At 67.7% G+C, this 26,585-nt stretch carries 29 protein-coding genes; 19 read left to right on the forward strand and 10 right to left on the reverse strand.

The window, feature by feature from the left end; translation table 11 throughout:
- The first annotated feature begins 8 nt into the window (after positions 1-8).
- On the forward strand, positions 9-1,739 hold the full coding sequence (locus tag KF780_11085) for a DUF885 family protein (protein ID MBX3562342.1): 1,731 nt from the start codon (positions 9-11) through the stop codon (positions 1,737-1,739).
- Here KF780_11085 and KF780_11090 read toward each other — a convergent pair whose 3' ends face one another.
- From KF780_11090 to KF780_11120, 7 genes are read right to left on the reverse strand one after another with little or no spacing between them, the layout of a single operon-like run.
- Positions 1,740-2,057 carry a hypothetical protein gene (locus KF780_11090; GenBank protein ID MBX3562343.1) on the reverse strand — a complete coding sequence of 106 codons (318 nt, stop codon included), beginning with the start codon at positions 2,055-2,057 and terminating at the stop codon, positions 1,740-1,742.
- Positions 2,054-3,877 (reverse strand): glutamine--fructose-6-phosphate transaminase (isomerizing), encoded by a 1,824-nt coding sequence (gene glmS / locus KF780_11095; protein ID MBX3562344.1) that lies wholly within the window; start codon positions 3,875-3,877, stop codon positions 2,054-2,056. The genes KF780_11090 and glmS overlap by 4 nt, the downstream gene beginning before the upstream one ends.
- A gap of 2 nt (positions 3,878-3,879) precedes the next feature.
- Positions 3,880-5,241: a bifunctional UDP-N-acetylglucosamine diphosphorylase/glucosamine-1-phosphate N-acetyltransferase GlmU gene (gene glmU, locus KF780_11100; protein MBX3562345.1), complete on the reverse strand. Its 1,362-nt coding sequence runs from the start codon at positions 5,239-5,241 to the stop codon at positions 3,880-3,882.
- A 57-nt stretch (positions 5,242-5,298) separates the two neighbouring features.
- Complete coding sequence (locus tag KF780_11105) at positions 5,299-6,303, reverse strand: nucleotidyltransferase family protein (protein MBX3562346.1); 1,005 nt, start codon at positions 6,301-6,303, stop codon at positions 5,299-5,301.
- The gene (locus tag KF780_11110) at positions 6,300-7,163 is read right to left on the reverse strand and encodes an HprK-related kinase A (protein ID MBX3562347.1); all 864 of its coding nucleotides are present in this window, start codon (positions 7,161-7,163) and stop codon (positions 6,300-6,302) included. The genes KF780_11105 and KF780_11110 overlap by 4 nt, the downstream gene beginning before the upstream one ends.
- Positions 7,160-7,426, reverse strand: coding sequence for an HPr-rel-A system PqqD family peptide chaperone (locus tag KF780_11115; protein MBX3562348.1), 267 nt, complete (start codon positions 7,424-7,426; stop codon positions 7,160-7,162). Before KF780_11115 ends, KF780_11110 begins: the two co-directional genes overlap by 4 nt.
- A gap of 14 nt (positions 7,427-7,440) precedes the next feature.
- Positions 7,441-7,845 carry a hypothetical protein gene (locus tag KF780_11120; GenBank protein ID MBX3562349.1) on the reverse strand — a complete coding sequence of 135 codons (405 nt, stop codon included), beginning with the start codon at positions 7,843-7,845 and terminating at the stop codon, positions 7,441-7,443.
- Between the two features lie 113 nt (positions 7,846-7,958).
- On the opposite strand from KF780_11120, the gene KF780_11125 reads away from it, so the two are divergent.
- From KF780_11125 to KF780_11175, 11 genes are all read left to right on the forward strand, one after another.
- The gene (locus KF780_11125) at positions 7,959-9,173 is read left to right on the forward strand and encodes an ATPase (GenBank protein MBX3562350.1); all 1,215 of its coding nucleotides are present in this window, start codon (positions 7,959-7,961) and stop codon (positions 9,171-9,173) included.
- A gap of 58 nt (positions 9,174-9,231) precedes the next feature.
- Positions 9,232-10,407, forward strand: coding sequence for a porin (locus KF780_11130; protein MBX3562351.1), 1,176 nt, complete (start codon positions 9,232-9,234; stop codon positions 10,405-10,407).
- A 108-nt stretch (positions 10,408-10,515) separates the two neighbouring features.
- Positions 10,516-11,571: a substrate-binding domain-containing protein gene (locus tag KF780_11135; protein MBX3562352.1), complete on the forward strand. Its 1,056-nt coding sequence runs from the start codon at positions 10,516-10,518 to the stop codon at positions 11,569-11,571.
- 20 nt (positions 11,572-11,591) lie between these two features.
- The gene (pstC, locus tag KF780_11140; GenBank protein MBX3562353.1) at positions 11,592-12,974 is read left to right on the forward strand and encodes a phosphate ABC transporter permease subunit PstC; all 1,383 of its coding nucleotides are present in this window, start codon (positions 11,592-11,594) and stop codon (positions 12,972-12,974) included.
- Positions 12,975-13,023: 49 nt separating this feature from the next.
- Positions 13,024-14,238, forward strand: a complete 1,215-nt coding sequence (gene pstA / locus KF780_11145) for a phosphate ABC transporter permease PstA (protein ID MBX3562354.1) — start codon at positions 13,024-13,026, stop codon at positions 14,236-14,238.
- On the forward strand, positions 14,238-15,014 hold the full coding sequence (locus KF780_11150) for a phosphate ABC transporter ATP-binding protein (protein MBX3562355.1): 777 nt from the start codon (positions 14,238-14,240) through the stop codon (positions 15,012-15,014). Before pstA ends, KF780_11150 begins: the two co-directional genes overlap by 1 nt.
- Positions 15,015-15,025: 11 nt before the next feature.
- Positions 15,026-15,739: a phosphate signaling complex protein PhoU gene (gene phoU / locus KF780_11155; protein ID MBX3562356.1), complete on the forward strand. Its 714-nt coding sequence runs from the start codon at positions 15,026-15,028 to the stop codon at positions 15,737-15,739.
- The gene (phoB, locus tag KF780_11160) at positions 15,732-16,430 is read left to right on the forward strand and encodes a phosphate regulon transcriptional regulator PhoB (protein ID MBX3562357.1); all 699 of its coding nucleotides are present in this window, start codon (positions 15,732-15,734) and stop codon (positions 16,428-16,430) included. Before phoU ends, phoB begins: the two co-directional genes overlap by 8 nt.
- 67 nt (positions 16,431-16,497) lie before the next feature.
- Positions 16,498-16,809, forward strand: coding sequence for a hypothetical protein (locus KF780_11165; protein MBX3562358.1), 312 nt, complete (start codon positions 16,498-16,500; stop codon positions 16,807-16,809).
- A gap of 72 nt (positions 16,810-16,881) precedes the next feature.
- Positions 16,882-17,775, forward strand: coding sequence for an SDR family NAD(P)-dependent oxidoreductase (locus KF780_11170; protein ID MBX3562359.1), 894 nt, complete (start codon positions 16,882-16,884; stop codon positions 17,773-17,775).
- 84 nt (positions 17,776-17,859) lie between these two features.
- The gene (locus tag KF780_11175; protein ID MBX3562360.1) at positions 17,860-18,972 is read left to right on the forward strand and encodes a hypothetical protein; all 1,113 of its coding nucleotides are present in this window, start codon (positions 17,860-17,862) and stop codon (positions 18,970-18,972) included.
- On the opposite strand, the gene KF780_11180 is transcribed toward KF780_11175, so the two are convergent.
- Positions 18,969-19,316, reverse strand: coding sequence for a DUF2794 domain-containing protein (locus KF780_11180; GenBank protein MBX3562361.1), 348 nt, complete (start codon positions 19,314-19,316; stop codon positions 18,969-18,971). The two genes, KF780_11175 and KF780_11180, sit on opposite strands and share 4 nt — an antisense overlap.
- Complete coding sequence (locus KF780_11185; protein MBX3562362.1) at positions 19,316-20,041, reverse strand: serine acetyltransferase; 726 nt, start codon at positions 20,039-20,041, stop codon at positions 19,316-19,318. Before KF780_11185 ends, KF780_11180 begins: the two co-directional genes overlap by 1 nt.
- A 296-nt stretch (positions 20,042-20,337) precedes the next feature.
- On the opposite strand from KF780_11185, the gene katG reads away from it, so the two are divergent.
- The 7 genes from katG (at position 20,338) to KF780_11220 (ending at position 26,427) form a co-directional block, all read left to right on the forward strand.
- The gene (katG, locus tag KF780_11190; protein MBX3562363.1) at positions 20,338-22,527 is read left to right on the forward strand and encodes a catalase/peroxidase HPI; all 2,190 of its coding nucleotides are present in this window, start codon (positions 20,338-20,340) and stop codon (positions 22,525-22,527) included.
- An 88-nt stretch (positions 22,528-22,615) separates the two neighbouring features.
- Positions 22,616-22,906 (forward strand): hypothetical protein, encoded by a 291-nt coding sequence (locus tag KF780_11195; protein MBX3562364.1) that lies wholly within the window; start codon positions 22,616-22,618, stop codon positions 22,904-22,906.
- A gap of 138 nt (positions 22,907-23,044) precedes the next feature.
- The gene (locus tag KF780_11200) at positions 23,045-23,566 is read left to right on the forward strand and encodes a sigma-70 family RNA polymerase sigma factor (GenBank protein MBX3562365.1); all 522 of its coding nucleotides are present in this window, start codon (positions 23,045-23,047) and stop codon (positions 23,564-23,566) included.
- A complete protein-coding gene (locus KF780_11205; GenBank protein MBX3562366.1) occupies positions 23,563-24,180 on the forward strand; it encodes a hypothetical protein in 618 nt (205 codons plus the stop codon). Before KF780_11200 ends, KF780_11205 begins: the two co-directional genes overlap by 4 nt.
- Positions 24,181-24,239: 59 nt before the next feature.
- Positions 24,240-24,431 (forward strand): hypothetical protein, encoded by a 192-nt coding sequence (locus KF780_11210; protein MBX3562367.1) that lies wholly within the window; start codon positions 24,240-24,242, stop codon positions 24,429-24,431.
- Between the two features lie 71 nt (positions 24,432-24,502).
- Positions 24,503-25,501: a HEAT repeat domain-containing protein gene (locus KF780_11215; GenBank protein ID MBX3562368.1), complete on the forward strand. Its 999-nt coding sequence runs from the start codon at positions 24,503-24,505 to the stop codon at positions 25,499-25,501.
- Positions 25,501-26,427: a transposase gene (locus tag KF780_11220; protein ID MBX3562369.1), complete on the forward strand. Its 927-nt coding sequence runs from the start codon at positions 25,501-25,503 to the stop codon at positions 26,425-26,427. Before KF780_11215 ends, KF780_11220 begins: the two co-directional genes overlap by 1 nt.
- On the opposite strand, the gene KF780_11225 is transcribed toward KF780_11220, so the two are convergent.
- Entirely contained in the window at positions 26,424-26,570 is a 147-nt protein-coding gene (locus KF780_11225) for a hypothetical protein (GenBank protein MBX3562370.1), read from the reverse strand. The two genes, KF780_11220 and KF780_11225, sit on opposite strands and share 4 nt — an antisense overlap.
- Positions 26,571-26,585: the final 15 nt, after the last annotated feature.

Below are 26,585 nucleotides of genomic sequence, written 5' to 3' on the forward strand. Positions count from 1 at the left end.
CGCTGTGCATGATCCTCCCCGGCACGGCGCTGGCCCAGCAGAATCCCGCGCCGGCGGCGGCGACGCCGTCAAGCGCGGAACAGCGGCTGCGCCAGCTCTACGAGGCGGAATGGGAATGGCGGCGCGAGCAGGAAGGGCGGTTGCGCGGCGACGGGCCCGGCGCGGCGACGGACCGGCTGCCCAGCGTGACGCCCGAAGCCTATCAGGCACGGCTCGCTTATTGGGAGCGCGCGCTCGCCGAGCTCGACACGATTCCGCTCGACCGGCTTTCGAACGAAGAACGGATCAACGCCGCCGTCTTCCGCACCGTGCTGGAGGAGCAGATCGGCGACGTGCGCTATCGCACCTATGAAGCGCCGTTCAATTCGGACAGCTTCTTCTGGACCTGGATCGCGCCGCGCTCCGGCTTCGCCAATGCCGAGGAATATCGCCGCTACATCTCCCGGCTGCGCGACATTCCGCGCCATTTCGGCGAGCATATCGCCAATATGCGCGCCGGCCTGGCGCGCGGTTTTTCCGTGCCGCGCGTGACACTGACCGGGCGCGACGAGACGATCGTGCCCTTCACCGCCGACAGCGACGAGAATCCGCTCTACACGCCTTTCGAGCAGATGCCGGCGAGCATCTCCGCCGAGGAGCAGGCCCGGCTGCGGACCGAGGGCATGGCGGCGATCCGCGAGGCGGGGGCGCCGGCCTATCGCGACCTGCTCGCCTTCATCCGGGGCGATTATATGCGCCAGGCGCGCACCACGATCGGCGCGTCCGAGATGCCGGACGGCGCGGCCTATTATCAGGCGATGATCCGCAAGTTCACGACGCTCGACATCACCCCGCGCGAGATCCACGAGACGGGGCTCAGCGAAGTCGCGCGCATCCGCGCCGAGATGGATGAGGTGATCCAGCGCGCCGGCTTCACCGGCAGCTTCGCAGAATTCACCCACTTCCTGCGCACCGATCCGCAATTCTACGCGGAAACCCCCAATGAGCTGCTCGGCTATGCCAGCTATGTCGTGATGCGGGCACATGGGCAGCTGCGCAACACGATCGGCACCCTGCCCCGCTACCGCCACGGCATCATCCCCGTGCCGGACGACATCGCGCCCATCTATACCGGCGGGCGCGGCGGGCTGCAGAACTGCCAGTTCAACACCTGGAACCTGCCGCAGCGGCCGCTCTACAACATCCCCGCGCTCGCCCTGCACGAATGCACGCCGGGGCACAGCTTCCAGGCCGCGCTCGCGCTGGAAGGCCCGGATCGCCCGGAATTCCGCCAGCGCACCTATTTCTCGGGCTATGGCGAAGGCTGGGGCCTCTATGTCGAATGGCTCGGCACCGTGATGGGCATCTACCAGACCCCCTACGAGGATTTCGGCCGGCTGACTTATGAGATGTGGCGTGCCGCCCGGCTGGTGATCGACACGGGCATCCACGCTTATGGCTGGGACCGCGACCGGGCGATCGCCTATCTGACCGAGAACACCGCCATGTCGGAGCTTGAGATCGTCAACGAGATCGACCGCTACATCTCCTGGCCCGGTCAGGCCGTCGCCTACAAGCTGGGCGAGCTGACGATCCGGCGGCTGCGCGGCGAAGCGGAGCAGAGGTTGGGCGCGGGCTTCGACCAGCGCGGTTTCCACGACACCATCCTCGGTCTCGGCTCGGTGCCGCTGCCGGTGCTGGAGGAGCAGGTCCGCGCCTGGATCGCCGCGCAGGAGCAACAGGCGTCCGCAGCGCGCTAGCTAGCGCGGCCCGGTCTCGCGCAGGAAACGGGGCAAGACAGAACCGGCAAGGCGCCGCAGCCTGTGGCGCCAGTTCGCGAGGAGAACCCAACCGACGGCAAGGATCACGGCCGCCGCGAACATGCCTTCGCGACCGAGCAGCGGGCCCATCAGCCATTTGAGCGCGCCGAAAACGATCACGACAAGAACCAGGTCCAACGGCACCGATTTGAGCATCGACAATTCCCCTGCTTCCGCCGGCGGGGTTCTGCGCATATTCGCTTTAAGGAAGGGTGAAACGGAAGAAGGCGCCGCCGGAGTACGGCGCGGGAACATCACTCGACGGTGACGCTCTTCGCCAGATTGCGCGGTTGGTCCACGTCCGTCCCTTTCGCCACCGCGACGTGGTAGGCCAGAAGCTGGACCGGAACGGCATAGACGAGCGGGGCGATCAGCGGATGGACCTGCGGCATGGCGAGCGTCGCCATCGCGCCGTCGCCGGCCTGGGCGATGCCCTCGGCGTCGGAGATCAGCACCACCTTGCCGCCGCGCGCCTGGACCTCCTGCATGTTGGAGACGGTCTTCTCGAACAACGGGCCGGAGGGCGCGAGGACGATGATCGGCACCGCGTCGTCGATCAGCGCGATCGGCCCGTGCTTCATTTCGCCCGCCGCATAGCCTTCGGCGTGGATGTAGCTGATTTCCTTCAATTTCAGTGCCCCTTCCAGCGCCAGCGGATAATCCTGCCCCCGGCCCAGATAAAGCACGTCGCGGGCCTCGGCGATCAGCGGCGCGAGCGCGGCGATCTCCTCGTCGAACGCGAGCGCGGCGTTCATCGCGGCGGGCGCTTCGGTGAGGTGCGCGACGATCTCGCGCTCCTCTTCCGCGTTCATCGCGCCCCGATCGCGCGCGACCTTGGCGGCGAGCGCGGCGAGCACCGCGAGCTGGCAGGTGAAGGCCTTGGTCGAGGCGACGCCGATCTCCGGCCCGGCATGGGTCGGCAGCAGCAGGTCCGCCTCGCGCGCCATCGAGCTGGTCGGGACGTTGACGACGACGGCGATCTTCTGCCCCTGCGCGCGGGCGTGGCGCAGCGCCGCCAACGTGTCCGCCGTCTCGCCGGACTGACTGATGAAGAGGGCGAGTCCGCCCGGCTCCAGTACCGGATCGCGGTAGCGGAACTCGCTCGCCACATCGAGATCGACCGGCAGCCGCGCGAACCGCTCCAGCCAGTATTTGGCGACCATGCCGGCATAATAGGACGTGCCGCAGGCGACGATGGTGACGCGCGGCACCGACGCGAACGAGAAATCCATGTCGGGCAACGCCACTTTCTGCTCGAGCGGGCGGAGATAGGAGCCGAGCGTGTCGCCGACGACCAAAGGCTGCTCGAAAATCTCCTTGAGCATGAAATGGCGGTAATTGCCCTTCTCGATCCGCGCCGCGCTGGCGCCGGATTCGACCGTCTCGCGTTCCACGGGAACGTTGTCGCGATCGAAGATGCGGACCCTGTCGTGGGTCACGACAGCCCAGTCACCCTCCTCAAGATAAGCGATGCGGCGGGTCAGCGCGGCGAGCGCCAGCGCGTCGGAGCCGAGATAATTCTCGCCCTCGCCATAGCCCACGGTCAGCGGTGCGCCGAGCCGGGCGCCGACGATGAGGCCGGGATGATCCCGGAACAGGATGGCGAGCGCGAAGGCACCGTGGAGGCGCGGCAAAACGGCGGCGACGGCGGCCTCGGGATCGTCGCCCTGCTCCAGCCGGTCCGCGACCAGATGGGCGACAACCTCGCTGTCCGTCTGGCTGGCGAAGGTGCGGCCCCTGGCCTGCATTTCCTCGCGCAGCGGCTTGAAATTCTCGATGATGCCGTTGTGGACCACGGCGACGCCGCCCACGACATGGGGATGGGCGTTGCCGACCGTCGGCGCGCCGTGCGTCGCCCAGCGGGTGTGGGCGATGCCGACCGTGCCGGGCAGCGGCTCGGCCTCCAGCACCTGCGCGAGATTGTCGAGCTTGCCCTCCGCCCGGCGCCGCTTCAGCCGGCCGTCGACGATGGTGCACAGCCCCGCCGAGTCATAGCCGCGATATTCGAGCCGCCTGAGGCCGTCCATCAGGCGGGGCGCCGCCTCTTCCTTGCCGACAATTCCGATGATACCGCACATGGTTACACTTGTTTCTTCTTACGTTCCGACATGATTTCCCGAAACCGCTTGGCGCGGCCGGGTTTGTCGATTTGCTCCCCACGCGCGATGGCAACGGCATCGGCGGCGACGTCCCTGGTGATGACCGACCCCGCGCCGACGATCGCGCCGGCACCGATCGTCAGCGGCGCGACGAGCGCGCTGTTCGAACCGATGAACGCACCCTCCCCGATCGTCGTCCGGTATTTGAGGAAGCCGTCATAATTGCAGGTGATCGTGCCCGCGCCGATATTGGCGCCCGCGCCGATCTCCGCGTCGCCGAGATAAGTCAGGTGATTGGCCTTGGCGCCCTTGCCCAGCTTCGCCTTCTTCACCTCGACGAAATTGCCGACCTTCGCGCCCTCGCCGATCTCCGTGCCGGGGCGCAGGCGGGCATAGGGGCCGATCTCGGCGCCCGGCGCGACGGTCGCGCCCTCCAGATGCGAGAAGGCCCGGATACGCACGCCCTCGCCCACGCTCACGCCGGGGCCGAAGACGACATTGGGCTCGACGATCGTGTCCCCGCCGACCTGGGTATCGTGGCTGAACCAGACCGTATCGGGCGCCACCAGGGTCACGCCGTCGGCCATCGCCTTCAGCCGCCGCCGGCGCTGCCATTCGGCCTCGACCAAAGCCAGCTCCGCGCGGCTGTTGACGCCGGCCATTTCCCAGGGCTCGGCCTCGATCACCGCCGATCTGCGACCGTCCCGCGCGGCCAGCATCACCACGTCGGGCAGATAATATTCGCCCGCCGCATTGTCGTTGCCGACGCGGGCGAGGAGCGGAAAGAGGTCCGCCGCGCGCGCTGCCATCATGCCGGAATTGCAGAGGTTTACGGCCCGTTCCTCGGGCGTGGCGTCCTTATATTCGACCATCTTTTCGATCGTGCCGTCAGGCCCCGCGAGGATACGGCCATAGCGGAGCGGATCCTCGGGCCGGAAGCCGACGACGACAACGGCCGGGGCATCCGGCGCGTGGAGCCGATCCAGCATATGCGCCATCGTCTCCGCCTCGATCAGCGGGGTATCGCCGTAGAGAATGAGCACGTCTCCGGCGAAGCCGGCCAGGGCGTCTTGTGCCATGCGCACGGCATGGGCGGTGCCGAGTTGCTGGTCCTGCACCGCGATCTCGCCGCCGCGCGCCTCGACCAGGCCGCCGACCTGTTCGCGCCCAGCGCCGACCACGACCACCTTGCGCGCCGGCGCCAGCGTGTCGATGACGCCGAGCAGGTGATCGAGCATGGCGCGCCCCGCGATCGGGTGCAGCACCTTGTGCACGTCCGATTTCATCCGCGTACCTTTGCCGGCGGCGAGGACGATGGCTGCGAAGTCGCGTTGTCTGGTCATAGGCAGAAGCGCCCCTGCCACGGAAAGCGCCCCATTGCCAGCGCCGGAAAGCGCGGCCTAGCCCCGCGCCTTGGTCCACAAATGCCGGGCCAGCATCAGCGGGGGCATGCGAAGCCAGTGCGAGCGCACGTAGAAAGCGAAGCGCAGCATCTTGCGCTTCTCCTGCCCCCAGCCATTGCGGGCGAGCAGACGGGCTTCGAACAGGCGATCGGACAGGCGTGGGCGACCGGCGACGGCGCGGTCGACCGGCGTGGCATAGAACCTTTCGGCGAGACGCAGGGTGCGCGCGACGGGGCGTTCGAGCTGGTGGCGCCGCGCCCGTCCGGCCAGCGCCGGCCAGAAGTCCGGATCGGCCGCGAACTGGCGGACCAGCCGGTCGATATCCCACAGGTTCCTGAGGCCGCCCGCCAGATCCCCGTCCGCGATCAGGTGCGCGGCGGCGTGGACGATCATGTCGGCGGGCGAAAGGACGCGCAGGCCGTTGTCCAGCGCCACGCTGTCCGCGATCAGCGCCGCGGCATCCGGCGTCGGGCGCGCGGTGAGCGGAAGGATGGTGTGGTGGACATCGATCATCCCGTCGCGCGTGGCATGCACGAGCGGCGGCAGTTCGTGCATCCAGCGGCGGTAATAGAGATCGTCATAGCCGTCCGCGGCCTTCATCCGCTCCCAACCGGCAGCGATCAGGGCGGCTTCCGCCTCCTCGATGCGATCGCGCGGCACCAGGATGTCGAGATCGCCGACCGAGCGGCCGATGCTCGCGTCCAGATCGGCGGCGTGGAAGGCGGTTCCCTTGAGCAGCACCACCGGGATTTTGGTGTCCGCCAGCGCGCGGCGGCACATTTCCGCCTCCCAAAGCGCTTGGGTGCGCGCCTGCGCCGCATCGCGCCGCGCGGCGCCGAAAACCGCCGCAATGCGGGGCGGAATTGCCAGGTTTTCGAGACGAAAGGCGAGGCTGCCGATCAGCTGCTCGGCACGCGCCGCGGCGATCAGCGCGGACCAGTCGGGATCGCGCAGCGTCTCGGGCGCGCGCAGCGCCTGAACGAGCAGCCGGGCGCTCCTCATGCCGCAGCCTTCCAGAGCGTCTCGACCAGATCGAGCGCGGCATCGGTGTCGGGATAGTCGATCGCCGCCGAGGGCACCGCTCCCACCAGCCCGGTCAGCGCGTCGAAGCCCGCGCGGCCCAAAGCGACATAATTGGTCGAGGCTTGCGTCAGGCGCATGAAGACTTCCGCCTGTCCCACCCCGCGCGCCGCCGCCGCTTCGCCGAAGCGCGGGAAGAGGATGAGCGCGGGACGAGCCGGCTCCTCCATCCGCGCGATCGCCTCGGCCTGGGGGCGCAGGTGGCGGATCGTGCCCTTGGGCGTGCCCGCGATGCGCGGGCCGAAGCGGGTCGGGATTACCTCGCGCTCCATCACGGAAATCGCTCCGTTCTTGAGGCTGATCGCGCGCGGGAACGGGTGCAGCGCGCCGGATTCCATGTCGAGCAGGGCGAACTCGTCGCCCATCAGCCGCCAGCCGCGCTCGCCGAGCAGGGCGGCGAGCGTCGATTTGCCCGCGCCGGATTCGCCGGTGAGGATCAGCGCCCGGCCGTCCTTCTCGACGCTGGCGGCGTGGAGCAGCAGATGGCGCTTCTGACCCAGCGCCATTTGCAGATTCATGCCCATTTCGGCAGCCAGAAGCCCCATGCCGAGCGGCAGCGGCGCGGCGTCAGGCAGGATATAATCGCCCCGGATCGCGACCGACGGACGCAGCCAGCGGCGCCAGATCGTCTCCGGCTCCAGCCGCACCGTGAAATCGCAGGCGCCGTCCTCGGGCGCGGCATAGCCGGCATAAAGGCCGGCCAGCGCATCGATCGGCGCGCGCCAGGCGGAGCCGACGCGGAAGGCGACCGGGCCGATGGTAAGGGAGAGGCTGTGCCTCATGCGCGGCGCACCAGGCCGGCCTGCTCCAGCTCCTCCAGCCGGGCTTCGAGCGCATCGCCCTCGATCTCGTAATGACGGCGGAGGCGGCGCAAGAGCTCGGCGGCGTCGGCCGGCCCTTCGCGCAGCGCGGCGAGGATTTCGGGGGCGGGCGGCGCGACGATGTGGGTGATGCCGGACGGGGCGTGGAACAGCGCCGAGAGGCCGTCCAGTTCGACGACCGTCACGGCCCCTTCGGGATCGGCGACGTAGCGGAGGGCGGCCATGCCCGCCGCCCGGATCAGCGCGGCATCTGCAGCGAGGCGTAGCAGGTGAAGCCGCTCATCCCCGACTGCAGGCGCCTGATATAATTGGCATAGGCCTGCGAGGATCCGGGCTGGACGCCGGGCGGAGTCGAGCCGCGCAGCAGCAGCCGGGCCTCTTCGCCGCGCAGCGGCCGGGCCAAAGGCGGCGCGGCGCCGGGCGAGCCGGGCGGGACGAGGCTGCCGTCGCGCGCGATGTGGCTGCCGGCGGCATGGGGTCCGGGCACTGGAATCTCGCAGTTGAGCACCGACCCGGCGGTCTGGGCGAGCGCCGGGCGGATCGTGACCACGGTCGAGGCCGCGGCCGCGCCGAGCGCCAGCACCGTGCGCCGGCTGGGCATCACGGAGCCCGCCTCCGCCGCTTTGTCGTCGCTGCCGCTCATGTGAAATTCCGATACTCGCCCCCCCTTTAATAAGGGTAAAGCCGGGGCGAATCGAGCAAGCGCGGGGCGCTGTCCCGCTTCGGGACGTGCGCGTGATGGAACATCAACAGGCGATGCGGGGACTGGCCGCGGCGGGCGTGGGCGCCGCCGGCATCGCGCTCGCGATCTGGGCGGGCGCGCCGCTACCCGCCGCGCTCGCCGCGCTCGCCGCCGGCATCGCGATCTGGGCGATCCTGCCGCGCGCCGGCACCGAGCAGGCGCTGGATATCAGTGCCACCGGCGAGGACGGCGCGGCGCTGCCCGGCATCGCCGAATTGCTGCGCGCGGTGGACGAGCCGATGCTGGTGGTGCGCGACCGGCGAGTGATCGCCGCCAATGCGCCCGCCCGCGATCTGCTCGGCCAGCATATCGAGGGCGTGGACGTGCGCCTCGCCATCCGCCACCCCGCCGCCGCCGAACGGCTCGCCGCGCCGGCCGAAAGCGAGGACCCGCGCGAGCGCACCGAACTGGTCGGGCTGGGCGACGCCGACCGGCAATGGACGATGGCCGTTACCGTGCTGCCCGACGAAAGCCGGCTCGTGCGCCTGATCGACCAGAGCGCGGCGCGCGCGGCGGAGCGGATGCGGGTCGATTTCGTCGCCAATGCCAGCCACGAGCTGCGCACCCCGCTCGCCACCGTGCTCGGCTTCGTCGAGACGCTGGAGGACGAAGAAGCCGGCGGCGATCCGGAGACGCGCAAGCGCTTCCTCAAGATCATGCATGACGAGGCGGTGCGGATGCGCAGCCTGGTCGACGATCTGATGTCGCTCAGCCGGATCGAGGCGGAGCGCTATGCCGTGCCGCGCGATCCCGTTGCGCTGCCGCCGCTGATCGACGAGGTGAAGGCGGCGCTCGCCCGGCTGATCGAGGAGCGCGGCGCGACCCTCTTGGTGGAGCGCGAGACGGACGATCCCGTCGTGCTCGGCGACCGGCCGCAGCTCGGCCAGCTCCTCAACAACCTGATCGCCAACGCGCTCAAATATGGCCGGGCGGGCGCGCCGGTCCGGGTGCGGATCGAGGATGCGGGAACGATGGTCCGCGTCGCGGTGAGCGACGAAGGCGACGGCATAGCGGCCGAGCATCTGCCGCGCCTGACCGAGCGTTTCTACCGCGTCGATGCCGGCCGCAGCCGCGCCGTCGGCGGCACCGGGCTCGGCCTCGCCATCGTCAAGCATATCGTCGCGCGCCATCGCGGCCGGCTCGACATCGACAGCGCGCCGGGTCGCGGCACGATCGTCAGCGTGGAACTTCCGCGTGCCGAGACTGTCATGCAACCGTCATCATCTTGATATTTATCCGTCGCCAATCTCTCACGGATTCGTCACATCCGATCAGGCCGGAGGACAGATGCGCATTATCCTGGCGACGGCGCTGGCGACGGCAGCGATGCTCGCAAGCGACCCAGCCATGGCCGAAGACGGCCGCTTCAGCGGCGCGCCGCGAATCGGCTCCAGCGACGGCTGGTCGATCAAGCCGCGGGGACGCATTCAGCTCGATGCCGGCCATGTCTCCGGCCCCGCCGAACCCGGCCTCATCGGCGAACTGCGGCGGGCCCAACTCGGACTGGAAGGGACCGCGCCGGGCGGTTTCAACTGGCTGGTCGAGGCGGAGTTCGCCGAGGGCATAGCGGAACTCACCGAGCTGACGCTGACCTGGAAGGCGTCCGACGCCTTGTCCTTCACGATCGGGCAGCACAACAATTTCCAGTCGCTGGAGGAGCTGACCAGCGACCGGTTCAGCGCCTTCATGGAGCGCGCCGCCTTCACCGACGCCTTCAATTTCGAGCGGCGGATCGGCCTTTCCGCCGAGATCAGGCATGGGCCGCTGACCGCGCAGCTCGGTGTTTTCGGCGACAATCTGCTGGAGATCGACGAGGCGGACGGCGCCTACAGCCTGGACGGGCGGATCATCTACGCGCCGGAGATCGGCGATGCCCGGCTCCATCTCGCCGCCTCCGCGCATCGGCGCGACAATGGCGACCGGGTCGATAACGGGATCGCCAGCCGCTTCCGGGTGCGCCCGCTCTTTCACGCCACCGACACGCGCTTCGTTTCTTCCCCCGCATTGCTGGCGGACGGCGAATCGCGCTTCGGGCTCGAAGCCGCCGTGATAAGCGGGCCCTTCCACGCTGCCGCCGAAGCGCAGTGGCTCGATGTCGATGTTCCGGCTGGCGCCGCCGACCGCGACTATTTCGGCGGCTATGCCGAGATCGGCTGGTTCCTGACCGGCGAGACGCGCGGCTACCGCTCGGCGCGCTGGGACCGGACGCGGGTGCGCCGGCCGGTCGAAACCGGCGGGCCCGGCGCGTTCCAGGTGAACCTGCGCTACGACCGGCTCGATCTCGACCGGGACGGGACGCAGGACGGCCTCGTCGCCGCTTTGATCTGGATTCCGACCGATCATGCGCGGCTGATGATCAATTACGGCCGCTTGTGGATCGACGATGCGGCGATTCCCGACGCCGCCGGGCGCCGCGCCTATGCCGTCGACATGATCGGCGCGCGCGCCCAGTTCGATTTCTGAGCTTTCCGGGCACGCTGTCATCAACTTGTCATCGAAGCGTCACACAAGGCTCGCCGATCCGACCTAATGCCGCAGCGAAGACCCGTTAACCCAGCCCAGGAGGGGCATATGAAGAAGACGCTGTTTTCCTTGCTGGCGGCCGCGATCGTGCTCGCCGGATGCGGCCAGGGCGCGACCGGCGGCGGTGGCGGCGCGGCCTCGCGCAGCCAGATCCGCGTGGTCGGCTCGTCCACCGTCTATCCCTTCACCGTCGCGGTGGCCGAGCGCTTTCATCAGGCCAATCCGGCCTTCAATTCGCCGATCGTCGAATCGACGGGCACCGGCGGCGGCCTGCAGCTTTTCTGCAACGGCGTCGGCCCGCAATTTCCCGACGTCGCCAATGCCTCGCGCCGGATCAAGGCGACCGAGATCGAGACCTGCGCCCGCAACGGCGTGACCGAGATCATCGAGGTGTCGATCGGCATCGACGGGCTGGCGCTGATCGAATCGGCCACCCGCCCGACCGGCTTCAATCTTACCGAGCGCGACATCTATGCGGCGCTCGCGGCCAATCCGTTCGGCCGGCCGCAGACGGCGCGCACCTGGCGCGACGTCAATCCGGCGCTGCCCAACGTGCCCATCCGCGTCTACGGCCCGCCGCCCACGTCCGGCACGCGCGACAGCTTCGCCGAGTTGATCCTGGAAAAGGGCTGCGACAGCGATCCGCAGATGGTGGCGCTGAAAGCTTCCGATTCCGATCGCCACCGCACCGTGTGCACGCAGCTGCGCGAGGACGGCGCCTTCATCGAGGCGGGCGAAAACGACAATCTGCTCGTCCAGCGCGTCGCCGAGAATCAGGGCGCGGTCGGCATCCTCGGCTATTCCTTCCTGGAGGAGAATACCGACCGGGTGCGCGGCATCCCGATCGAAGGCGTGACGCCGAGCTCGGAGACGATCTCCAACTTCACCTATCCCGGCGCGCGCAAGCTCTACATCTATGTGAAGGGCGAGCATCTCAACGCCATTCCGGGCTTGCGCGAATTCCTCACCGTCTTCTCGCAGGGCTGGGGACCGGGCGGCTACCTCACCCAGCGCGGCATGATCCCGCTGCCGGAAAATGAACGCGCCGCTGCCCTTGCCACCGTCCAGAATCCCCGGCCGATCACCGCCGCGGACCTGAACTAACCGATCGAGAGCCAAGACCCGTGTCGTTCGCCGCCATCGCTTTGCTCGTCGCCGGCCTCGGGCTCATCGCCTGGGTCTCGGCGCGGGCGCGCGCGGCGGCGTTCGCCGGTCCGGGCAAGCCGCGTCCCCATTCGCTGCCGAGCCAGCATGGCTGGTATGTGGCCTTGTGGACGGTCGTTCCCGCCCTCCTCTTCCTGGCCCTGTGGAGCAATCTCTCCGGCCCGCTCATCTACGACCGGGTGATCGCCAGTCCCGAAGCCGCGTCGCTGCCCGCCTTCGGCATGCAGCGTTCGGCGATCCTGGGCGAGGCCTATGCGCTCGCCACCGGCACCTCGACGACCGCGTTCAACCGCGAGGCCTTCGCGCTCGCGCCCATCTATGAGGAAGCGATCGCCTTCTTCTCGCGCATCGGCCTCGCCGTCGCCTTGCTGATCGCCTTTGCCGGCGGCGCCTGGGCGTTCAGCCGCATGTCCCCCGTCTTCCGCGCCCGCACCCGGGTCGAGCGGGTGGTGATGGGCGTGCTGCTCGGCGCCTCGCTGATCGCGATCCTGACCACGCTCGGCATCGTCGCCTCGCTGATCTTCGAAAGCTTCCGCTTCTTCTCGATGGTCTCGCCGATCGAGTTCCTGTTCGGGTTCAACTGGAGCCCGCAAATGGCGATCCGCGCCGATCAGGCGGGCTCGTCCGGGGCGTTCGGCGCGATTCCGCTCTTCTGGGGTACGATCTTCATCGGCGCGATCATCGCCATGATCGTCGCGATTCCCCTGGGACTGATGAGCGCGATCTACCTGACCCAATATGCCTCTCCCCGGGTGCGCGCCTGGATGAAGCCCTTGCTCGAAATCCTCGCCGGCGTGCCGACCGTGGTCTACGGCTATTTCGCCGCGCTCACCGTCGCGCCCGCGATCCGCGATCTCGGCCTCTCGCTCGGCATCGCGTCATCGACGGAGAGCGCGCTCGCCGCCGGGCTCGTCATGGGCATCATGATCATCCCGTTCGTCTCCTCGATGGCCGACGACTCGATCGCCGCCGTGCCGCAGGCGATGCGGGACGGCAGCCTGGCGATGGGCGCGACGACCAGCGAGACGATCAAGAAGGTGCTCGTCCCGGCCGCGCTTCCCGGCGTGGTCGGCGGCGTGCTGCTCGCCGTCTCCCGCGCGATCGGCGAGACGATGATCGTCGTGATGGCCGCCGGCCTCGCCGCGAACCTGACGCTCAATCCGTTCGACAGCGTGACCACGGTAACGACCCAGATCGTCCAGCTGCTCACCGGCGACCAGGAATTCAACAGTCCGAAGACGCTCGCCGCCTTCGCGCTCGGCCTGGTGCTGTTCCTGGTGACGCTCGCCCTCAACATCGTCGCCCTGCGCGTCGTCAAGAAATACCGCGAAGCCTATGAGTGACGCCTTCACCACCGTCGATCCGACGCCGACCGACTGGAAGAGCGCGGCCATGCAGGCGCGCATCCGGCGGCGCTATGGTGCGGAGAAGCGTTTCAAGCTGATCGGGCTGCTCGCGATCCTGATCTCGGCGGGCTTCCTCGCCTTCCTGCTCATCACGATGATGGGCAATGGCGCGCGCGGCTTCACCCAGACCGAAATCCGGCTCGACCTGGATTTCCCGCGCAGCGCCCTGTTCCTCGATCCGGCGGCCGTCAGCGGCTTCGGCGCGGACCAGGCGCTCGCCAATGCCGATTTCGAAGGCGCGGTCGCGGCCGCCGCCGAAGCGCAGTATGGCGAGGGCGGCGCGCGGCTCTTCTCCAACGGCGCGCGCCTCCGGCTGCGCGACGCGGTGCGCGACGATCCCTCGATCCTGTCGGGCCAGGCGACCCTGTGGCTGCCCGCCGCGACCGCGATCGACATCGCCGCCAAGGGGCGCGGCACCGAGGAGGCCGAGCAGACCTACCGGCGCCTCGCCGACAACGGGCAGGCGCGCACCGGCCTCAACTGGTCCTTCCTGACCGGCGCCGATTCCACCGATCCGACCTTGGTCGGCATCTGGGGCGCGTTCAAGGGATCGCTGCTCACCATGCTGGTGACGTTGCTGATCGCCTTCCCGATCGGCGTGCTCTCCGCCGTCTATCTTGAGGAATATGCGCCCCGGAACCGCTGGACCGACATGATCGAGGTCTCGATCAACAATCTCGCCGCTGTGCCGTCGATCATCTTCGGCCTGCTCGGCTTGGCCGTCTTCCTCAACGTCATGCACCTGCCGCGATCGGCGCCGATCGTCGGCGGCCTGACGCTGGCGCTGATGACGATGCCGGTGATCGTCATCGCCGGCAGGAACGCGATCAAGGCGGTGCCGCCCTCGATCCGCGACGCGGCTTTGGGCGTCGGCGCGAGCCGGGTGCAGGTCGTCTTCCACCATGTCCTGCCGCTCGCGCTGCCCGGCATCCTCACCGGCACGATCATCGGCATGGCCCGCGCGCTGGGCGAGACGGCGCCGCTGCTGATGATCGGCATGCGCGCCTTCATCGCCGCGCCGCCGGGCGGCCTCACCGATCCGGCCACCGCGCTGCCGGTGCAGATCTTCCTCTGGTCGGACGAGGTCAGCCGGGGCTTCGTCGAGAAGACGAGCGCGGCGATCATCGTTCTCCTGGTCTTCCTGCTCGCGATGAACGGGCTGGCCATCTATCTTCGCAACAAATTCGAGAAGCGCTGGTAATGGACACCGAAACCACCACCCTCCCCAAGATGACGGCGCGGGGCGTCAGCGTCTTCTACGGCGAGAAGAAGGCGATCGATAATGTGTCGATCGATGTCAGCCGCGAGCATGTGACGGCCTTCATCGGCCCGTCGGGCTGCGGCAAATCCACCTTCCTGCGCACGCTCAACCGGATGAACGACACGGTGGCGAGCGCCAGGGTCGAAGGCGACATCCGGCTTGATGGCGAGGACATCTATTCGCCCGACATGGACGTGGTGCAGCTGCGCGCCCGGGTCGGCATGGTGTTCCAGAAGCCCAACCCTTTCCCCAAATCGATCTACGAGAATGTCGCCTACGGCCCGCGCATCCACGGCCTCGCCGCGAACAAGGCCGAGCTGGACGTGATCGTCGAACGCTCGCTGAAGCGCGCCGGCCTGTGGGAGGAGGTCAAGGACCGCCTCGCCGAAAGCGGCACGGCGCTGTCGGGCGGCCAGCAGCAGCGGCTGTGCATCGCGCGCGCCATCGCGGTCGATCCCGAAGTGATCCTGATGGACGAGCCCTGCTCGGCGCTCGACCCGATCGCCACCGCCAAGATCGAGGAGCTGATCCACGAGCTGCGCGGCCGCTACGCGATCGTGATCGTCACCCACAATATGCAGCAGGCCGCGCGCGTTTCGCAGCGCACCGCCTTTTTCCACCTCGGGCATCTCGTCGAATATGGCGAGACTTCCGCGATCTTCACCAATCCCCGCGAAACGCGGACCAAGGATTACATCACCGGCCGTTACGGCTGAGGAGACATCAGATGGCGACCACCGGCCACACCGTCAAAGCGTTCGACGAAGAGCTCGACCAGCTGCGCGCCACCGTGTGCGAGATGGGCGGGCTCGCCGAAGCCGCGATCCGCGACGCGATGGAGGCGCTGGTGCGCCGCGACGCCGCCGGCGCCGCCGCCGTGGTCGAGCGCGACAAGAAGATCGACGCGCTGGAAGCGGAGATCGAGCGGCGCGCCGTGCAGATCATCGCCTTGCGCGCACCGATGGCGGACGACCTGCGCGAGGTCGTCGCCGCGCTCAAGATCGCCGGCGTGGTCGAGCGGATCGGCGATTATGCCAAGAACATCGCCAAGCGCGTGCCGAGTATCGAGGACAGCAAGATCCGCCCGCTGTCGCTGCTGCCGGAAATGGCGCGGATTGCGGGCGAGATGGTGCACAATGCGCTGGACGCCTTCGCGGCGCGCGACGCGGCCAAGGCGGCGGCGGTGCAAGAGCGCGACGCGGCGGTGGACGATTTCTACAATTCGATCTTCCGCGCGCTGCTCACCCATATGATGGAGAACACGCACAACATCACGCCGGCGACACACCTGCTCTTCGCCGCCAAGAATTTGGAGCGGATCGGCGACCATGCCACCAACGTCGCCGAGATGGTCTATTTCGCCGCGACCGGCGAGCATCTCGCCGACCGGGCCAAGGGAGCCGATACGACCGAGATCGCCCGGGGCGATCTCGTTGACTAAACCCCGCGTCCTGCTGGTCGAGGACGACCAGGCGCTGGTCGAGCTCTTGAGCTTCCATTTCCGGCGCGAGGAATTCGAGCTGGAGGCGACGGCGGACGGCGAGGAAGCTTTGCTGCTGGCGCGCGAGGCCGCGCCGGACGTCGTGATCCTCGACTGGATGATCGAGGGCGTTTCCGGGATCGAGGTCTGCCGCCGCCTGCGCCGCCTGCCCGAGACGGCGAACGTGCCGATCATCATGCTGACCGCGCGCGCCGAGGAAGCGGACCGCATCCGCGGGCTGGAAACCGGCGCCGACGATTATGTGACCAAGCCCTTCTCCCCGCGCGAGCTGATCGCCCGGGTCGGCGCGGTGCTGCGCCGGGTCCGCCCGGCGCTGGCCGGCGAACAGCTCGCTTATGACGATATCGAGATGGACCTGGTGAGCCACAAGGTGAAGCGCGGCGGCGCGGCCGTGCAGCTCGGCCCCACCGAATTCCGCCTGCTGCGGCATTTCCTGGAGCATCCGGGCCGTGTGTTTTCGCGCGAACGGCTGCTCGACGCGGTCTGGGGACAGGACAGCGAGATCGAGCTGAGGACTGTGGACGTCCATATCCGCCGGCTCAGGAAGGCGATCAACGCGGACGGTCGTACCGATGTGATCCGCACCGTCCGTTCCGCCGGCTACGCGCTCGACAGCGAAGGCGTGGCTTAGTCACGGAGAAAAATCGCCGCCGCAACGTTTGAGCCTCCATCACTTCCCCGATCCGAGGAGGACAGACGTGAAGATCCTGTTGTGCGCGGCCGCGCTGACCATGAGCGCCGCCGCCATCGCCCAGACCGATGCACCCGCCCAGGCGCCCGAGCGCGACGCGCGCGGCATCCCTGTCGTGTCCACGCCCGCCACCGCCCCCGGCGGCGCCAACCAGCCGTTCAGCGTCCCGCCGGGCGCGCAGGTGGTGCTCAGCCCCAACCAGCAGCAGGTGTTCACGCCGCAACCCGCGCAAGGCGAAATGCCGCCCTGCACGCGCGAGGTCACGGATCGCTGCACCCAGACCTACGAGCGAAGCCGCACCCGCGCGCCGCGTTCGTAATACCGGGCTTTCCGCCCGGGCCCCGATCCCCTACTCCGCGTTAAACTGGCAAGCGCGGAGTAGGGGATTTTCATGACCATCGACTTCACCGATCGCGTCGCGATCGTCACCGGCGCGGGCGGCGGCCTGGGCCGCGCTTACGCGCTCGAGCTGGCGCGGCGCGGCGCGAAGGTCGTCGTCAACGATCTGGGCGTGGCACGCGACGGCACCGGCCATAGCGACGCGGCGCTGAAGGTCGTCGAGGAGATCGAGGCGGCGGGCGGCACCGCCATGCCGAACGGCGGCAGCGTCACCGATTATGCGCAGATGGAGGAAATGGTCGCCAGGGCCAAGGATACCTGGGGCGGCGTCCACATCCTGATCAACAATGCCGGCGTGCTGCGCGACAAGAGCTTCGCCAAGATGACGCCCGAGGATTTCCGCTTCGTCGTCGACGTGCATCTCAACGGCTCGGCCAATTGCACCAAGGCGGTGTGGGATCTGATGCGCGAACAGGCTTATGGCCGCATCCTGATGACGGCGAGCTCGACCGGGCTCTACGGCAATTTCGGCCAGGCCAATTACGGCGCCGCCAAGCTCGGCCTCGCCGGCCTCGCCAAGACGCTCGCGCTGGAGGGCGCCAAGTACAATGTGAAGGTCAACACGATCGCCCCGACGGCGGCGACGCGGATGACCGAGGACATCTTCCCGCCCGAATTGCTGGAGCGGTTCAGGCCCGAGTTGGTCGCGCCCGCCGCCTTGTTCCTGGTGAGCGAGGACGCGCCGACGGGCGCCATCCTCGGCGCCGGCGCGGGCGTCGTCCAGGCCGCCTATGTGACGCTGACGCGAGGCGTCGCGCTCGACGAGGCGACGCCGGAGGCGGTGGCGGCGAACTGGGCCGCGATCACCGAGCGTGCCGGCGAGATCGTGCCGCAGTCCGGCGCGGAGCAGGCGATGACGATCCTGCAGCGGCTGCAGGGGCAATGATGCCGCCTTCTCCTCGCCAGCACAGGTGTATTGTATAAATACAACACCCGTGCTAAGCGTGCCGCAAACGGGGAGGAAACGGATATGTACAGCGAGAGCGATCTCGATGCCGCGGTGAGCGGCGGCGCGCTGACGGCGGAGCAGGCGGCTCAGTTCCGCGACTTCATCGCTGCGGAACGGCGGATGCCGGCTGTGGACGAAGAGCATTTCCGGTTGCTCACCGGTTTCAACGACATTTTCGTCGGCATCGCCGCCGCGATCCTGCTGGTCGCGATCGGCTGGATCGGCCAGACGATTCCGCCGCGTCTCGACGGCGACGGACCTTCGCTCTTCGCCGGCCTGTTCGTCGCCGCAACCGCTTGGGGCCTTGCCGAATTCTTCACCCGCAAGCGCCGCATGGCCTTGCCCAGCATCCTGCTGCTGCTCGCCTTCACCGGCGGCGTGTTCTTCACCGTGCTGGTCGGCGCGGTGACGATGATCGGCGACGACCGGTTCGATAATAACGGCCAGGCGGTCGCCCTGGTCATGGCCTTCGCGGCCGCGATCGCCTGCGGCGCCACCTGGGCGCACTGGCGGCGCTTCCATGTGCCGGTCACGGTCGCCGCCGGCGCGGCGGCCGGCGTCGCGGTGATCCTCGGGCTGATCGCTTCCGTGCTGGTCGGGAGCGGCGGCGGCGGCGATCTCTCCTTTGCACAGCAGGAGCGAATCGAGACGGTGATGCTGTCCGTCGCCCTGCTGCTCGGCGTCGGCACCTTCGTGCTGGCGATGCGGTGGGACGGCAGCGATCCCAGGCGCGAGACGCGACGGTCCGACGTCGCCTTCTGGCTGCACCTGCTCGCCGCGCCGCTGATCGTCCATCCGATCTTCTCGCTGCTCGGGCTCAACGAAGGTCACGTTTCGACGATGGGCGCGGCGACGGCGATCCTGCTCTACGTCCTGCTCGGGCTGGTCGCCCTGGCGGTGGACCGGCGGGCCCTGCTCGTCTCGGCGCTCGCTTATGTGCTCTATGCGCTCAACAGCCTGTTCGAGACCTATGGCGCGGTCGAATTGAGCGTGGCGCTCACCGCCTTGGTCATCGGCTCGGCGCTGCTGCTGCTCTCGGCCTTCTGGACCAGCGCGCGGCGCGCGGTGGTGACGCCGCTGCCGGACGGGCTGAAGCTGCGGCTGCCGGTGGTGGACCGGACGGCGGCGGCCTAGCCGCCCTCGCCCACCAGCTTGAGCAGCCGGCGCTCGATCGGGGCGAGGACGGGGCCGAGCTCGGCCCCGCGCCGCAGCACCTGCCCGGCCTCGCCGATCAGCGCCCACACGCCCTGCCGGCCGCGCAGCGCGGGGCGCTTCTCGATGCGATATTCGGGGCGCTCGGCGGCGCGGCGAAAGGCCCAGAAGCTCGCCGCGTCGGGCCGGAACTCGATCGCATAATCCTTCCACAGGCCGGCGGCGACCATGCGGCCGTAGAGATCGACGATCCGGTTCAGCTCGAACCGGTCGAAACCCACCTGCATTTCGGATGACGGTCCCGGAAATGGCAGGACCGTCCCCATCAGGCGCGGCCCTTGCTCTTCTTGACGTCGCGATCCTTCAGATCGCCCTCCCCGGCCGCCTGGTCGCGCTCCGCGATCAGCTCGGCGAGCCGCTTCCTGAGCTGCTCGATCTCGCACTGCAGGATTTCCAGCTTCTGCGTCGCCGGATCGTAGATTTCCGAACAGGGCGTGCCGTAAGGCAGGAAGCTCGCCTGGCTGCTCTGCCCGGCATCGACCAAAGTGGAGCGGGCCGGGATGCCGACCATCGTCGCGCCCGGCGGCACGTCCTTCGTCACGACCGAATTGGCGCCGATCCGCGCGCGCGCGCCGACCGTGATCGGACCAAGCACCTGCGCGCCGGAGCCGATGATCGCGCCGTCGCCGATCGTGGGATGGCGCTTGCCGGGCACGCCGTCCGTCGGATTGGTGCCGCCCAGGGTGACCTGCTGGTAGATGGTGACGTCGTCGCCGATCTCGGCGGTCTCTCCGATCACGACGAAGCCGTGGTCGATGAAGAAGTTGCGCCCGATCACCGCCCCGGGGTGAATGTCGATCGCGGTCAGCATCCGGGACAGATGGTTGACCAGCCGGGCGAGGAAGTAAAGCTCGCCCTTGAACAGCCAGTGCGCGGCGCGGTGGAAGCCCAGCGCCCAGACGCCGGGATAGAGCAGCACTTCCCAGCGGGAGCGCGGCGCCGGATCGCGGGCCTTGATCGAATCGAGATAAGCCAGGAGGCTGGAAGACACGATGTTGCCCTTGCAATTGCCGGATGAGAGATAAACCGCGCCCGCGCGGATTTCCAGAGCAGGCGATCGCTTGCCATCGCCGGGGGTTGGACGAGGATTGCGTCTGCCCCTGCCGCGACCGTCACATAGGTATGCCGCAGCGCAATAATATCGCCCCACTCGATAACACTTACCGCTTTTAATCGTTTCCGTCTGTGAGAATGAGGGCCTAGCCTGCACCCTGCATGATCGTTGCTCTCCTTATTCCGGGAGAGCGGCGCGACAGGTGCCGGACATGGATGGAATTGGAGAGAGAAATGGACGCGAAGACTGGTGACCCCATGGGCTGCCCGATGAACAACGATGGCGGCATCCGCTCGCTGCTGGGCCGTACCAACCGCGACTGGTGGCCCGATGCGCTCGCCCTCGACATTCTCGCGCCGAACGGAAGCTCCAATCCGATGGGGGCGGACTTCGATTATGCGGAGGCGTTCAAGGGACTGGATTATGCCGCGCTCAAAACCGATCTCACCGCCCTGATGACCGACAGCCAGCCCTGGTGGCCGGCCGATTACGGCCATTACGGTCCCTTCTTCATCCGCATGGCCTGGCACGCGGCGGGCACCTACCGCACCGGCGACGGGCGCGGCGGCGCCAATTCGGGGCAGCAGCGCTTCGCGCCGCTCGATTCGTGGCCGGACAACGGCAATCTCGACAAGGCCCGCCGTCTGCTCTGGCCGATCAAGCAGAAATACGGCCAGGCGATCAGCTGGGCCGATCTCTTCATCCTCACCGGCAATGTCGCGATCGAATCGATGGGCGGGCCGGTCTTCGGCTTCGGCGGCGGCCGCGCCGACGTCTACGAGCCCGAGAAGGACATTTACTGGGGCACCGAGGACAAGTGGGTCAATGAGGGCGTCCAGACCCGCATCGATCCCGACCGCGGCCTCGAGGACCTCGACGGCCCGCTCGCCGCGATCCAGATGGGCCTCATCTACGTCAATCCCGAAGGCCCGGGCGGCAATCCCGATCCGCTCCTCTCCGCGCGCGACATGAAGGCGACGTTCGAGCGCATGGCGATGAACCACGAGGAGACCGTCGCGCTCACCGCCGGCGGCCACACCTTCGGCAAGGCGCACGGCAATGGCGATGCGTCGCTGCTCGGCGCGGCGCCGGCGGGCGGCGATCTCGCCGCGCAGGGCTTCGGCTGGGTCAGCGCCCACGAGAGCGGCGGCATCGGCGAGCATAGCGTGACCAGCGGCATCGAAGGCTCGTGGGTGAACACGCCGACCTCGTGGAGCGAGAATTATTTCCGCCTGCTCCTCGACTATGACTACGAACTGGTCCGCAGCCCTGCGGGCGCGCAGCAGTGGCAGCCGGTCAACCAGAAGGAAGAGGACATGGCCCCGGCGGCCTGGGATTCTTCCAGGAAGGTTCCGACGATGATGACCACCGCCGATATGGCGCTCAAGATGGACCCGGAATTCCGCGCGATCAGCGAGAAGTTCCGCAACGATCACGAGGCGTTCAAGGACGCCTTCGCCCGCGCCTGGTTCAAGCTGTGCCACCGCGATATGGGCCCCAAGGTCCGTTACCTCGGCCCGGAAGTTCCGACCGAAGACCTGATCTGGCAGGATCCGGTGCCCGCCGGGACGATGCCGTCCGACGCCGATATCGCCGCCGCCAAGCAGCGGATCGCGGCGAGCGGCCTGACGGTAAGTCAGCTCGTCAAGACCGCCTGGGCCTCGGCCTCGACCTACCGCAAGTCGGACCATCGCGGCGGCGCCAATGGCGGGCGCCTGCGCCTCGCGCCGCAGAAGGATTGGGAGGTGAACGAGCCGGCGATGCTGGCCAATGTCCTCGCCAAGCTGGACGAGGCGCGCGGCTCGCTGTCGATGGCCGACGCGATCGTGCTCGGCGGCGTGGTCGGCCTCGAAAAGGCGATCAAGGATGCCGGCTTCAACGTCGCTGTCCCCTTCACCGGCGGGCGCGGCGATGCGACCGACGAACAGACCGACGTCGACAGCTTCGCGGTGCTCGAGCCGCAGGCCGACGCATTTCGCAACTATCTGCCCAAAAAGCTGCGGGTGAAGACCGAGGAGATGATGCTCGATCGCGCCAGCCTGCTCGGCCTGTCGGCGCCGGAGCTTGCGGTCCTGATCGGCGGCCTGCGCGTGCTCGGCGCCAATCATGGCGAGCGCGGCCACGGCCATTTCACCAGGCGGTCGGGCCAGCTCACCAACGACTATTTCGTCAATCTGCTCGACATGACGAACGTCTGGCAGGCGGTCGATGGCAGCAGCGATGAAGAATATGTCGCCACCGACCGCACCAACGGCGGCGAAACCTGGCGCGCGACCCGCGCCGACCTCGTCTTCGGTTCCAATGCGGAGCTGCGCGCGATCGCCGAGGTCTATGCCGAGAAGGGCCATGAGGAGAAGTTCGTGAAGGACTTCGTCAAGGCCTGGGCGAAAGTGATGAACGCGGATCGTTTCGATCTCGCCTGAGATCGAAACGACAAAAGACCGGCGCGGCGGACCGCCCCACCCCTCCGCCGCGCCGGTTCGACAATAGAAGCAGGGAGAGGACGGGGCCATGCGCAAGGCGGACGTCGATCTGCTCGACGGCGCGAAGACCTATTGGGTGCCGGCGGTGCACGCGCCGGTGTGTGACTGGCCCGGTGCGCCCGGCTGCCGGCGCGGCGCCCGCTTCCTGATCGACGAGGCTTCGCTGCGGCCGGCGCGCGACAATTATCCTTTGTTCGAAAGCCGCGGCGACTGCCTGCGCTGGATCATGGCGCATCGCGTCGAACTGGTCCGGACCGCACCCGATGCGGATGTGACGCCGGTCGATCTCGCGCGCTGGCTGCTGGGCCTTTCGGGCTAACCGTCTCCAACCCGCAAGATTTGCCCGTGCATCTGTTCCTTCGCGGGACTTGATGACACGCGCGCCTTGCCCGGTTCTTCGTCTATGTGATTGATCGCCATCTTGTGCGACAATCCCGGACGGGGAGCAGGCGAACGGGTGGCCACCTTATCGGACATCGCTGAAGGCAAGCAGCCGCCGTTCGAGCGTATCGTCGCCGAACATGGCGCGCTGATCACCCGCATCGCGATGACCTACGAGGCCGATCCGGCGCTGCGCGAGGATCTAACCCAGCAGATATTGCTCGCCGTGTGGCAGGCCTTGCCCAGCTACCGGGCCGATGCGAGCCTCAAGACGTTCATCGCCCGCATCGCGCAAAACCGGGCGATCTCGTTCGTCGCCAAGCAGGTGCGCCAGCCGCGCACCGCCGAGATCCCCGAAAAGCTGGAGGCGGATGCCCCCAATCCGGAGGAAAGCGCGATTGACGCCAGCGAGCGCCGCGCCCTGCTGGAAGCGACGCGGCGACTGCCGGTGCCCCAGCGCGAAGTGATCGTGCTCGTTCTCGAAGGTTTCAGTTACGCGGAGATCGCGGACATGTTGAGTATCGCCCCCAATGCACTCGCATTGCGCCTGTCGCGCGCCAAGGCGGCGCTCAAGGCCATGCTGGAGCAGAGCCGATGACCGATTTCGACCTCGAACGTCTCGGCGACATGTGGCGCCAGGAACCCGATCCGGCCGAAATGGAAGCGCTGCGCCGCACCGCCGAAACGGTCGCGCGGCGCGCACGACGCGCGCAGACGATGGATGTCGGGCTGGCGATCGTCGTTTCGATGGTGGTCATGACACTCGCCTTGTCCAATCCCGAGCCGGAAACGCTGCTGGTGGGCGCCGCCGCGATCGGGCTGATGCTCTACAGCAGCATCCGCCAGCGCCACCTGAGAAAGCTCGAGCTGATGACGTTGACCGGCAGCGCCGAGGAGATGCTCGATCAGTCCATCGCCCGGTTGCGGGCGACGGTGAAGCGCACCCGGCTGGGACTGATCGGTACCATTCCGGCAATGTCGGTCGGCATCGGCTTCGGCGCGATGCTCGACCGAGGCCCGGGCAGCGGCCTGATCGCCAGGTTCGCCTCCGAGCCCTGGTTGCCGATCGGAGTCGCCCTGGCTTCGATCGCGATCATAGCGGCCGGATTCGTACATTATATCCGCACGATGCGAAGGGACCGCAACGAACTCGACCGGCTTGTCACGCTTCGCGAGGCATTTAGAGAGGAGCAGGAAACCAACGGTTTCTGATCTTTGTCACAACTTTCCGTCTATTTCCAGGCAGCCAAATTTTAGCAAAGTATAAACGATTGGCTGCGAAAACCACCCTGTCAAAACAAAGACAGGGAAGCGTGACGATGGAAAAGAAGCTATTGGAGGTCGAGGAGCTTCCGGAACTGGCCACTGAAGTCGCCATTGCCGGTTCGACCAAGCAACAGGAAGTTGGCGGCATGGTCTGCCTTGGCGTTGCCTCGGGCATCGCCATCTACGTCGCGTTCTAACAAAGAGCGCTGATCATGCGGCCGACCCGGCGGCGCGGATCGTTCGTCCCGCCGCCGGGTCGGCGTGCATATTGAGAGAGGCTCGAAAGACGATGATCGTCGGCGAGGAACTGCGGCTCTGGCTCGGGAACCATATCCGGCAGCGCGCGACTCAGGCGAAGATCGACGCGCTCGGCGCGCAATGGAACCGGGGGTCTGTCCACCAGCATTTCGTCGCGACCGTCGCCAATGCCAGCCCGATCAGCGCGGCAACCATCGCCGAGGCCTTTCGGGCGATGTTCGCCGACGATGCCTGGATCGATGTCCTGATCGGCGAGCTGGCGAACGCCATGCGGGACGATCCTTATTTCGTGCCCCCGTTTCGGGCGCTCAAGAACGACATCCATGCCGGGCTGCTCGTCTATGAGGACGCGCATGTGATGGTCGCCGCGGGCGTTACCCGTGCGCTTGAGCTCGCCACGCACAAGCAAGGGAAGCAAGGCGGGTCGATCAACTTCAGCGGTCAGATCACCGTGCTGAAATTCGTCCATGGGGGCGGAGCGATGCTTTCATTCTGGGAAGCGCCGCGCATCGCCGACGATTTTACCGCGGCCGGCGCCGGCAGCTGCCGGCTGGTCGACCGCCGTCGCATCTCGGATGGGGAAATCCTGGTCATCGACGGCCGCTCGCAGAGCTATGTCGTCGATCATGCGGGCGCCAATCTGCTGCTGCTCCAGGCGGCGATCAAGGTGGACCAGGCGCCGTTGGCCGTCGAATATGACGCCGCTACCGGCGCCTATCTCGGCAGCAGCGCGACCGACGACGCGGATTCGCGCGTGCAGATGATCGCCACGCTGGTGCGCAAGCTCGGCCATGACGGCGCTTTCGGAGCGGTTGCAACCTTGCTCGATCATCCGCGCTTCTTCGTGCGCTGGCACGCAATGCGCGAGCTGATCGGGATCGACGCGCGCGCCGCCTTGCCGCACCTCACCGCCATGACCGCGCGCGACCCGCATGCCGACGTGCGGGCCGCCGCGCAGGCGACGCTCGAGCGGGTGCGCGCCGGGCTTGGCGAGAAGGAAGCGGCCTGATGCCCCGAATCGTCGAGTGTGGCGATGCCGCGCCGCTGGCACTGGGCGAGCTGATCGCGGCGCTGAATGACTCCGCCTTCGATCCAGCTGACGAGGACAGCTTCGCCGCGATGGGGCCGTTGCTGAAGGGCCTCGCGGCCAATCGCGCGTTTCTCGCCGAAATCGCGATCGCCGAACTGAAGGACCGCTGCACCCAGCAGAGCCGGGAAAACAACTACACGCCACAGGTTATCATGCTGCACAGGGCGAGCGAGAAATATTTCATCCGCGCCAATTTCTGGCCCTCCCCGCGCGACAGCCTGTTCAAGGCGAGCGGCGCCTCGCCCTTCTTCTACGGGGTGCCGCACGATCACAATTTCTCGTTCCTGACCGTCGGCTATCTCGGCCCCGGCTATTGGAGCGAATATTACGAATATGAGTATGACAAGGTCGTCGGCGTGCCGGGCGAGAAAGTGGACCTGCGGTTCGTCGAGAAGGCGAAGCTCGATCCCGGCAAGGTCATGCTCTATCGGGCGCACAAGGACGTGCACAACCAGCTTCCCGCCGACGAGATGTCGGTGTCGATCAACATCATGGAAGCCTCGCCGGGTCAGCCTTTTCTCAGCCAGTATCGGTTCGACGTAAAGACATGCGAGATCGCCGGTATCCTGACCCGCACCCCGAGCGAAACGCTGTTGGCGCTCGCCGCCAATCACGACGGCGGTAATGCACGCGACCTGGTGGAGAGCTTCGCCGCGCATCATCCGTGCGATCGCATCCAGTTCGCCGCGCTCCGGGAGCTTGCGGCGGCCGAACACTCGACCGACGACGGCCTCGACGTGTTGGCGCGCGGCACCGGTTCGGGCAACCGCTTCGTCGCCGCGATGAGCGCGCAGGAGATCGCCCGGATCGAAGCGACCCGCAGCTGGATCGAATACGGCCCCTAGCCGTGCCGCCCCGCATTGCGGGTCGCCCAGAGCAGGAAGCGGATCATCGCCGCCAGGAAGAGGCTGTTCTCGCGCGCGAACATAGCGCGATCGTGCCCCAACACCGTTTCGGTCGCATTGCCGCAACATTTGAAAATCGTCATGTTCGCGTCCATGCG

This window comes from Sphingomonas sp., assembly GCA_019635535.1.
GTDB lineage: Bacteria > Pseudomonadota > Alphaproteobacteria > Sphingomonadales > Sphingomonadaceae > Allosphingosinicella.

Coding starts and splice junctions, on each gene's coding strand:
- KF780_11085 (MBX3562342.1), top strand. CDS start 9: ATGATCCTCCCCGGCACGGCGCTGGCCCAGCAGAATCCCGCGCCGGCG.
- glmS (MBX3562344.1), bottom strand. CDS start 3,877: ATGTGCGGTATCATCGGAATTGTCGGCAAGGAAGAGGCGGCGCCCCGC.
- glmU (MBX3562345.1), bottom strand. CDS start 5,241: ATGACCAGACAACGCGACTTCGCAGCCATCGTCCTCGCCGCCGGCAAA.
- KF780_11105 (MBX3562346.1), bottom strand. CDS start 6,303: ATGAGGAGCGCCCGGCTGCTCGTTCAGGCGCTGCGCGCGCCCGAGACG.
- KF780_11110 (MBX3562347.1), bottom strand. CDS start 7,163: ATGAGGCACAGCCTCTCCCTTACCATCGGCCCGGTCGCCTTCCGCGTC.
- KF780_11115 (MBX3562348.1), bottom strand. CDS start 7,426: ATGGCCGCCCTCCGCTACGTCGCCGATCCCGAAGGGGCCGTGACGGTC.
- KF780_11120 (MBX3562349.1), bottom strand. CDS start 7,845: ATGAGCGGCAGCGACGACAAAGCGGCGGAGGCGGGCTCCGTGATGCCC.
- KF780_11125 (MBX3562350.1), top strand. CDS start 7,959: ATGCGGGGACTGGCCGCGGCGGGCGTGGGCGCCGCCGGCATCGCGCTC.
- KF780_11130 (MBX3562351.1), top strand. CDS start 9,232: ATGCGCATTATCCTGGCGACGGCGCTGGCGACGGCAGCGATGCTCGCA.
- KF780_11135 (MBX3562352.1), top strand. CDS start 10,516: ATGAAGAAGACGCTGTTTTCCTTGCTGGCGGCCGCGATCGTGCTCGCC.
- pstA (MBX3562354.1), top strand. CDS start 13,024: ATGCAGGCGCGCATCCGGCGGCGCTATGGTGCGGAGAAGCGTTTCAAG.
- KF780_11150 (MBX3562355.1), top strand. CDS start 14,238: ATGGACACCGAAACCACCACCCTCCCCAAGATGACGGCGCGGGGCGTC.
- phoU (MBX3562356.1), top strand. CDS start 15,026: ATGGCGACCACCGGCCACACCGTCAAAGCGTTCGACGAAGAGCTCGAC.
- KF780_11170 (MBX3562359.1), top strand. CDS start 16,882: ATGACCATCGACTTCACCGATCGCGTCGCGATCGTCACCGGCGCGGGC.
- KF780_11175 (MBX3562360.1), top strand. CDS start 17,860: ATGTACAGCGAGAGCGATCTCGATGCCGCGGTGAGCGGCGGCGCGCTG.
- KF780_11180 (MBX3562361.1), bottom strand. CDS start 19,316: ATGGGGACGGTCCTGCCATTTCCGGGACCGTCATCCGAAATGCAGGTG.
- katG (MBX3562363.1), top strand. CDS start 20,338: ATGGACGCGAAGACTGGTGACCCCATGGGCTGCCCGATGAACAACGAT.
- KF780_11195 (MBX3562364.1), top strand. CDS start 22,616: ATGCGCAAGGCGGACGTCGATCTGCTCGACGGCGCGAAGACCTATTGG.
- KF780_11205 (MBX3562366.1), top strand. CDS start 23,563: ATGACCGATTTCGACCTCGAACGTCTCGGCGACATGTGGCGCCAGGAA.
- KF780_11220 (MBX3562369.1), top strand. CDS start 25,501: ATGCCCCGAATCGTCGAGTGTGGCGATGCCGCGCCGCTGGCACTGGGC.
- KF780_11225 (MBX3562370.1), bottom strand. CDS start 26,570: ATGACGATTTTCAAATGTTGCGGCAATGCGACCGAAACGGTGTTGGGG.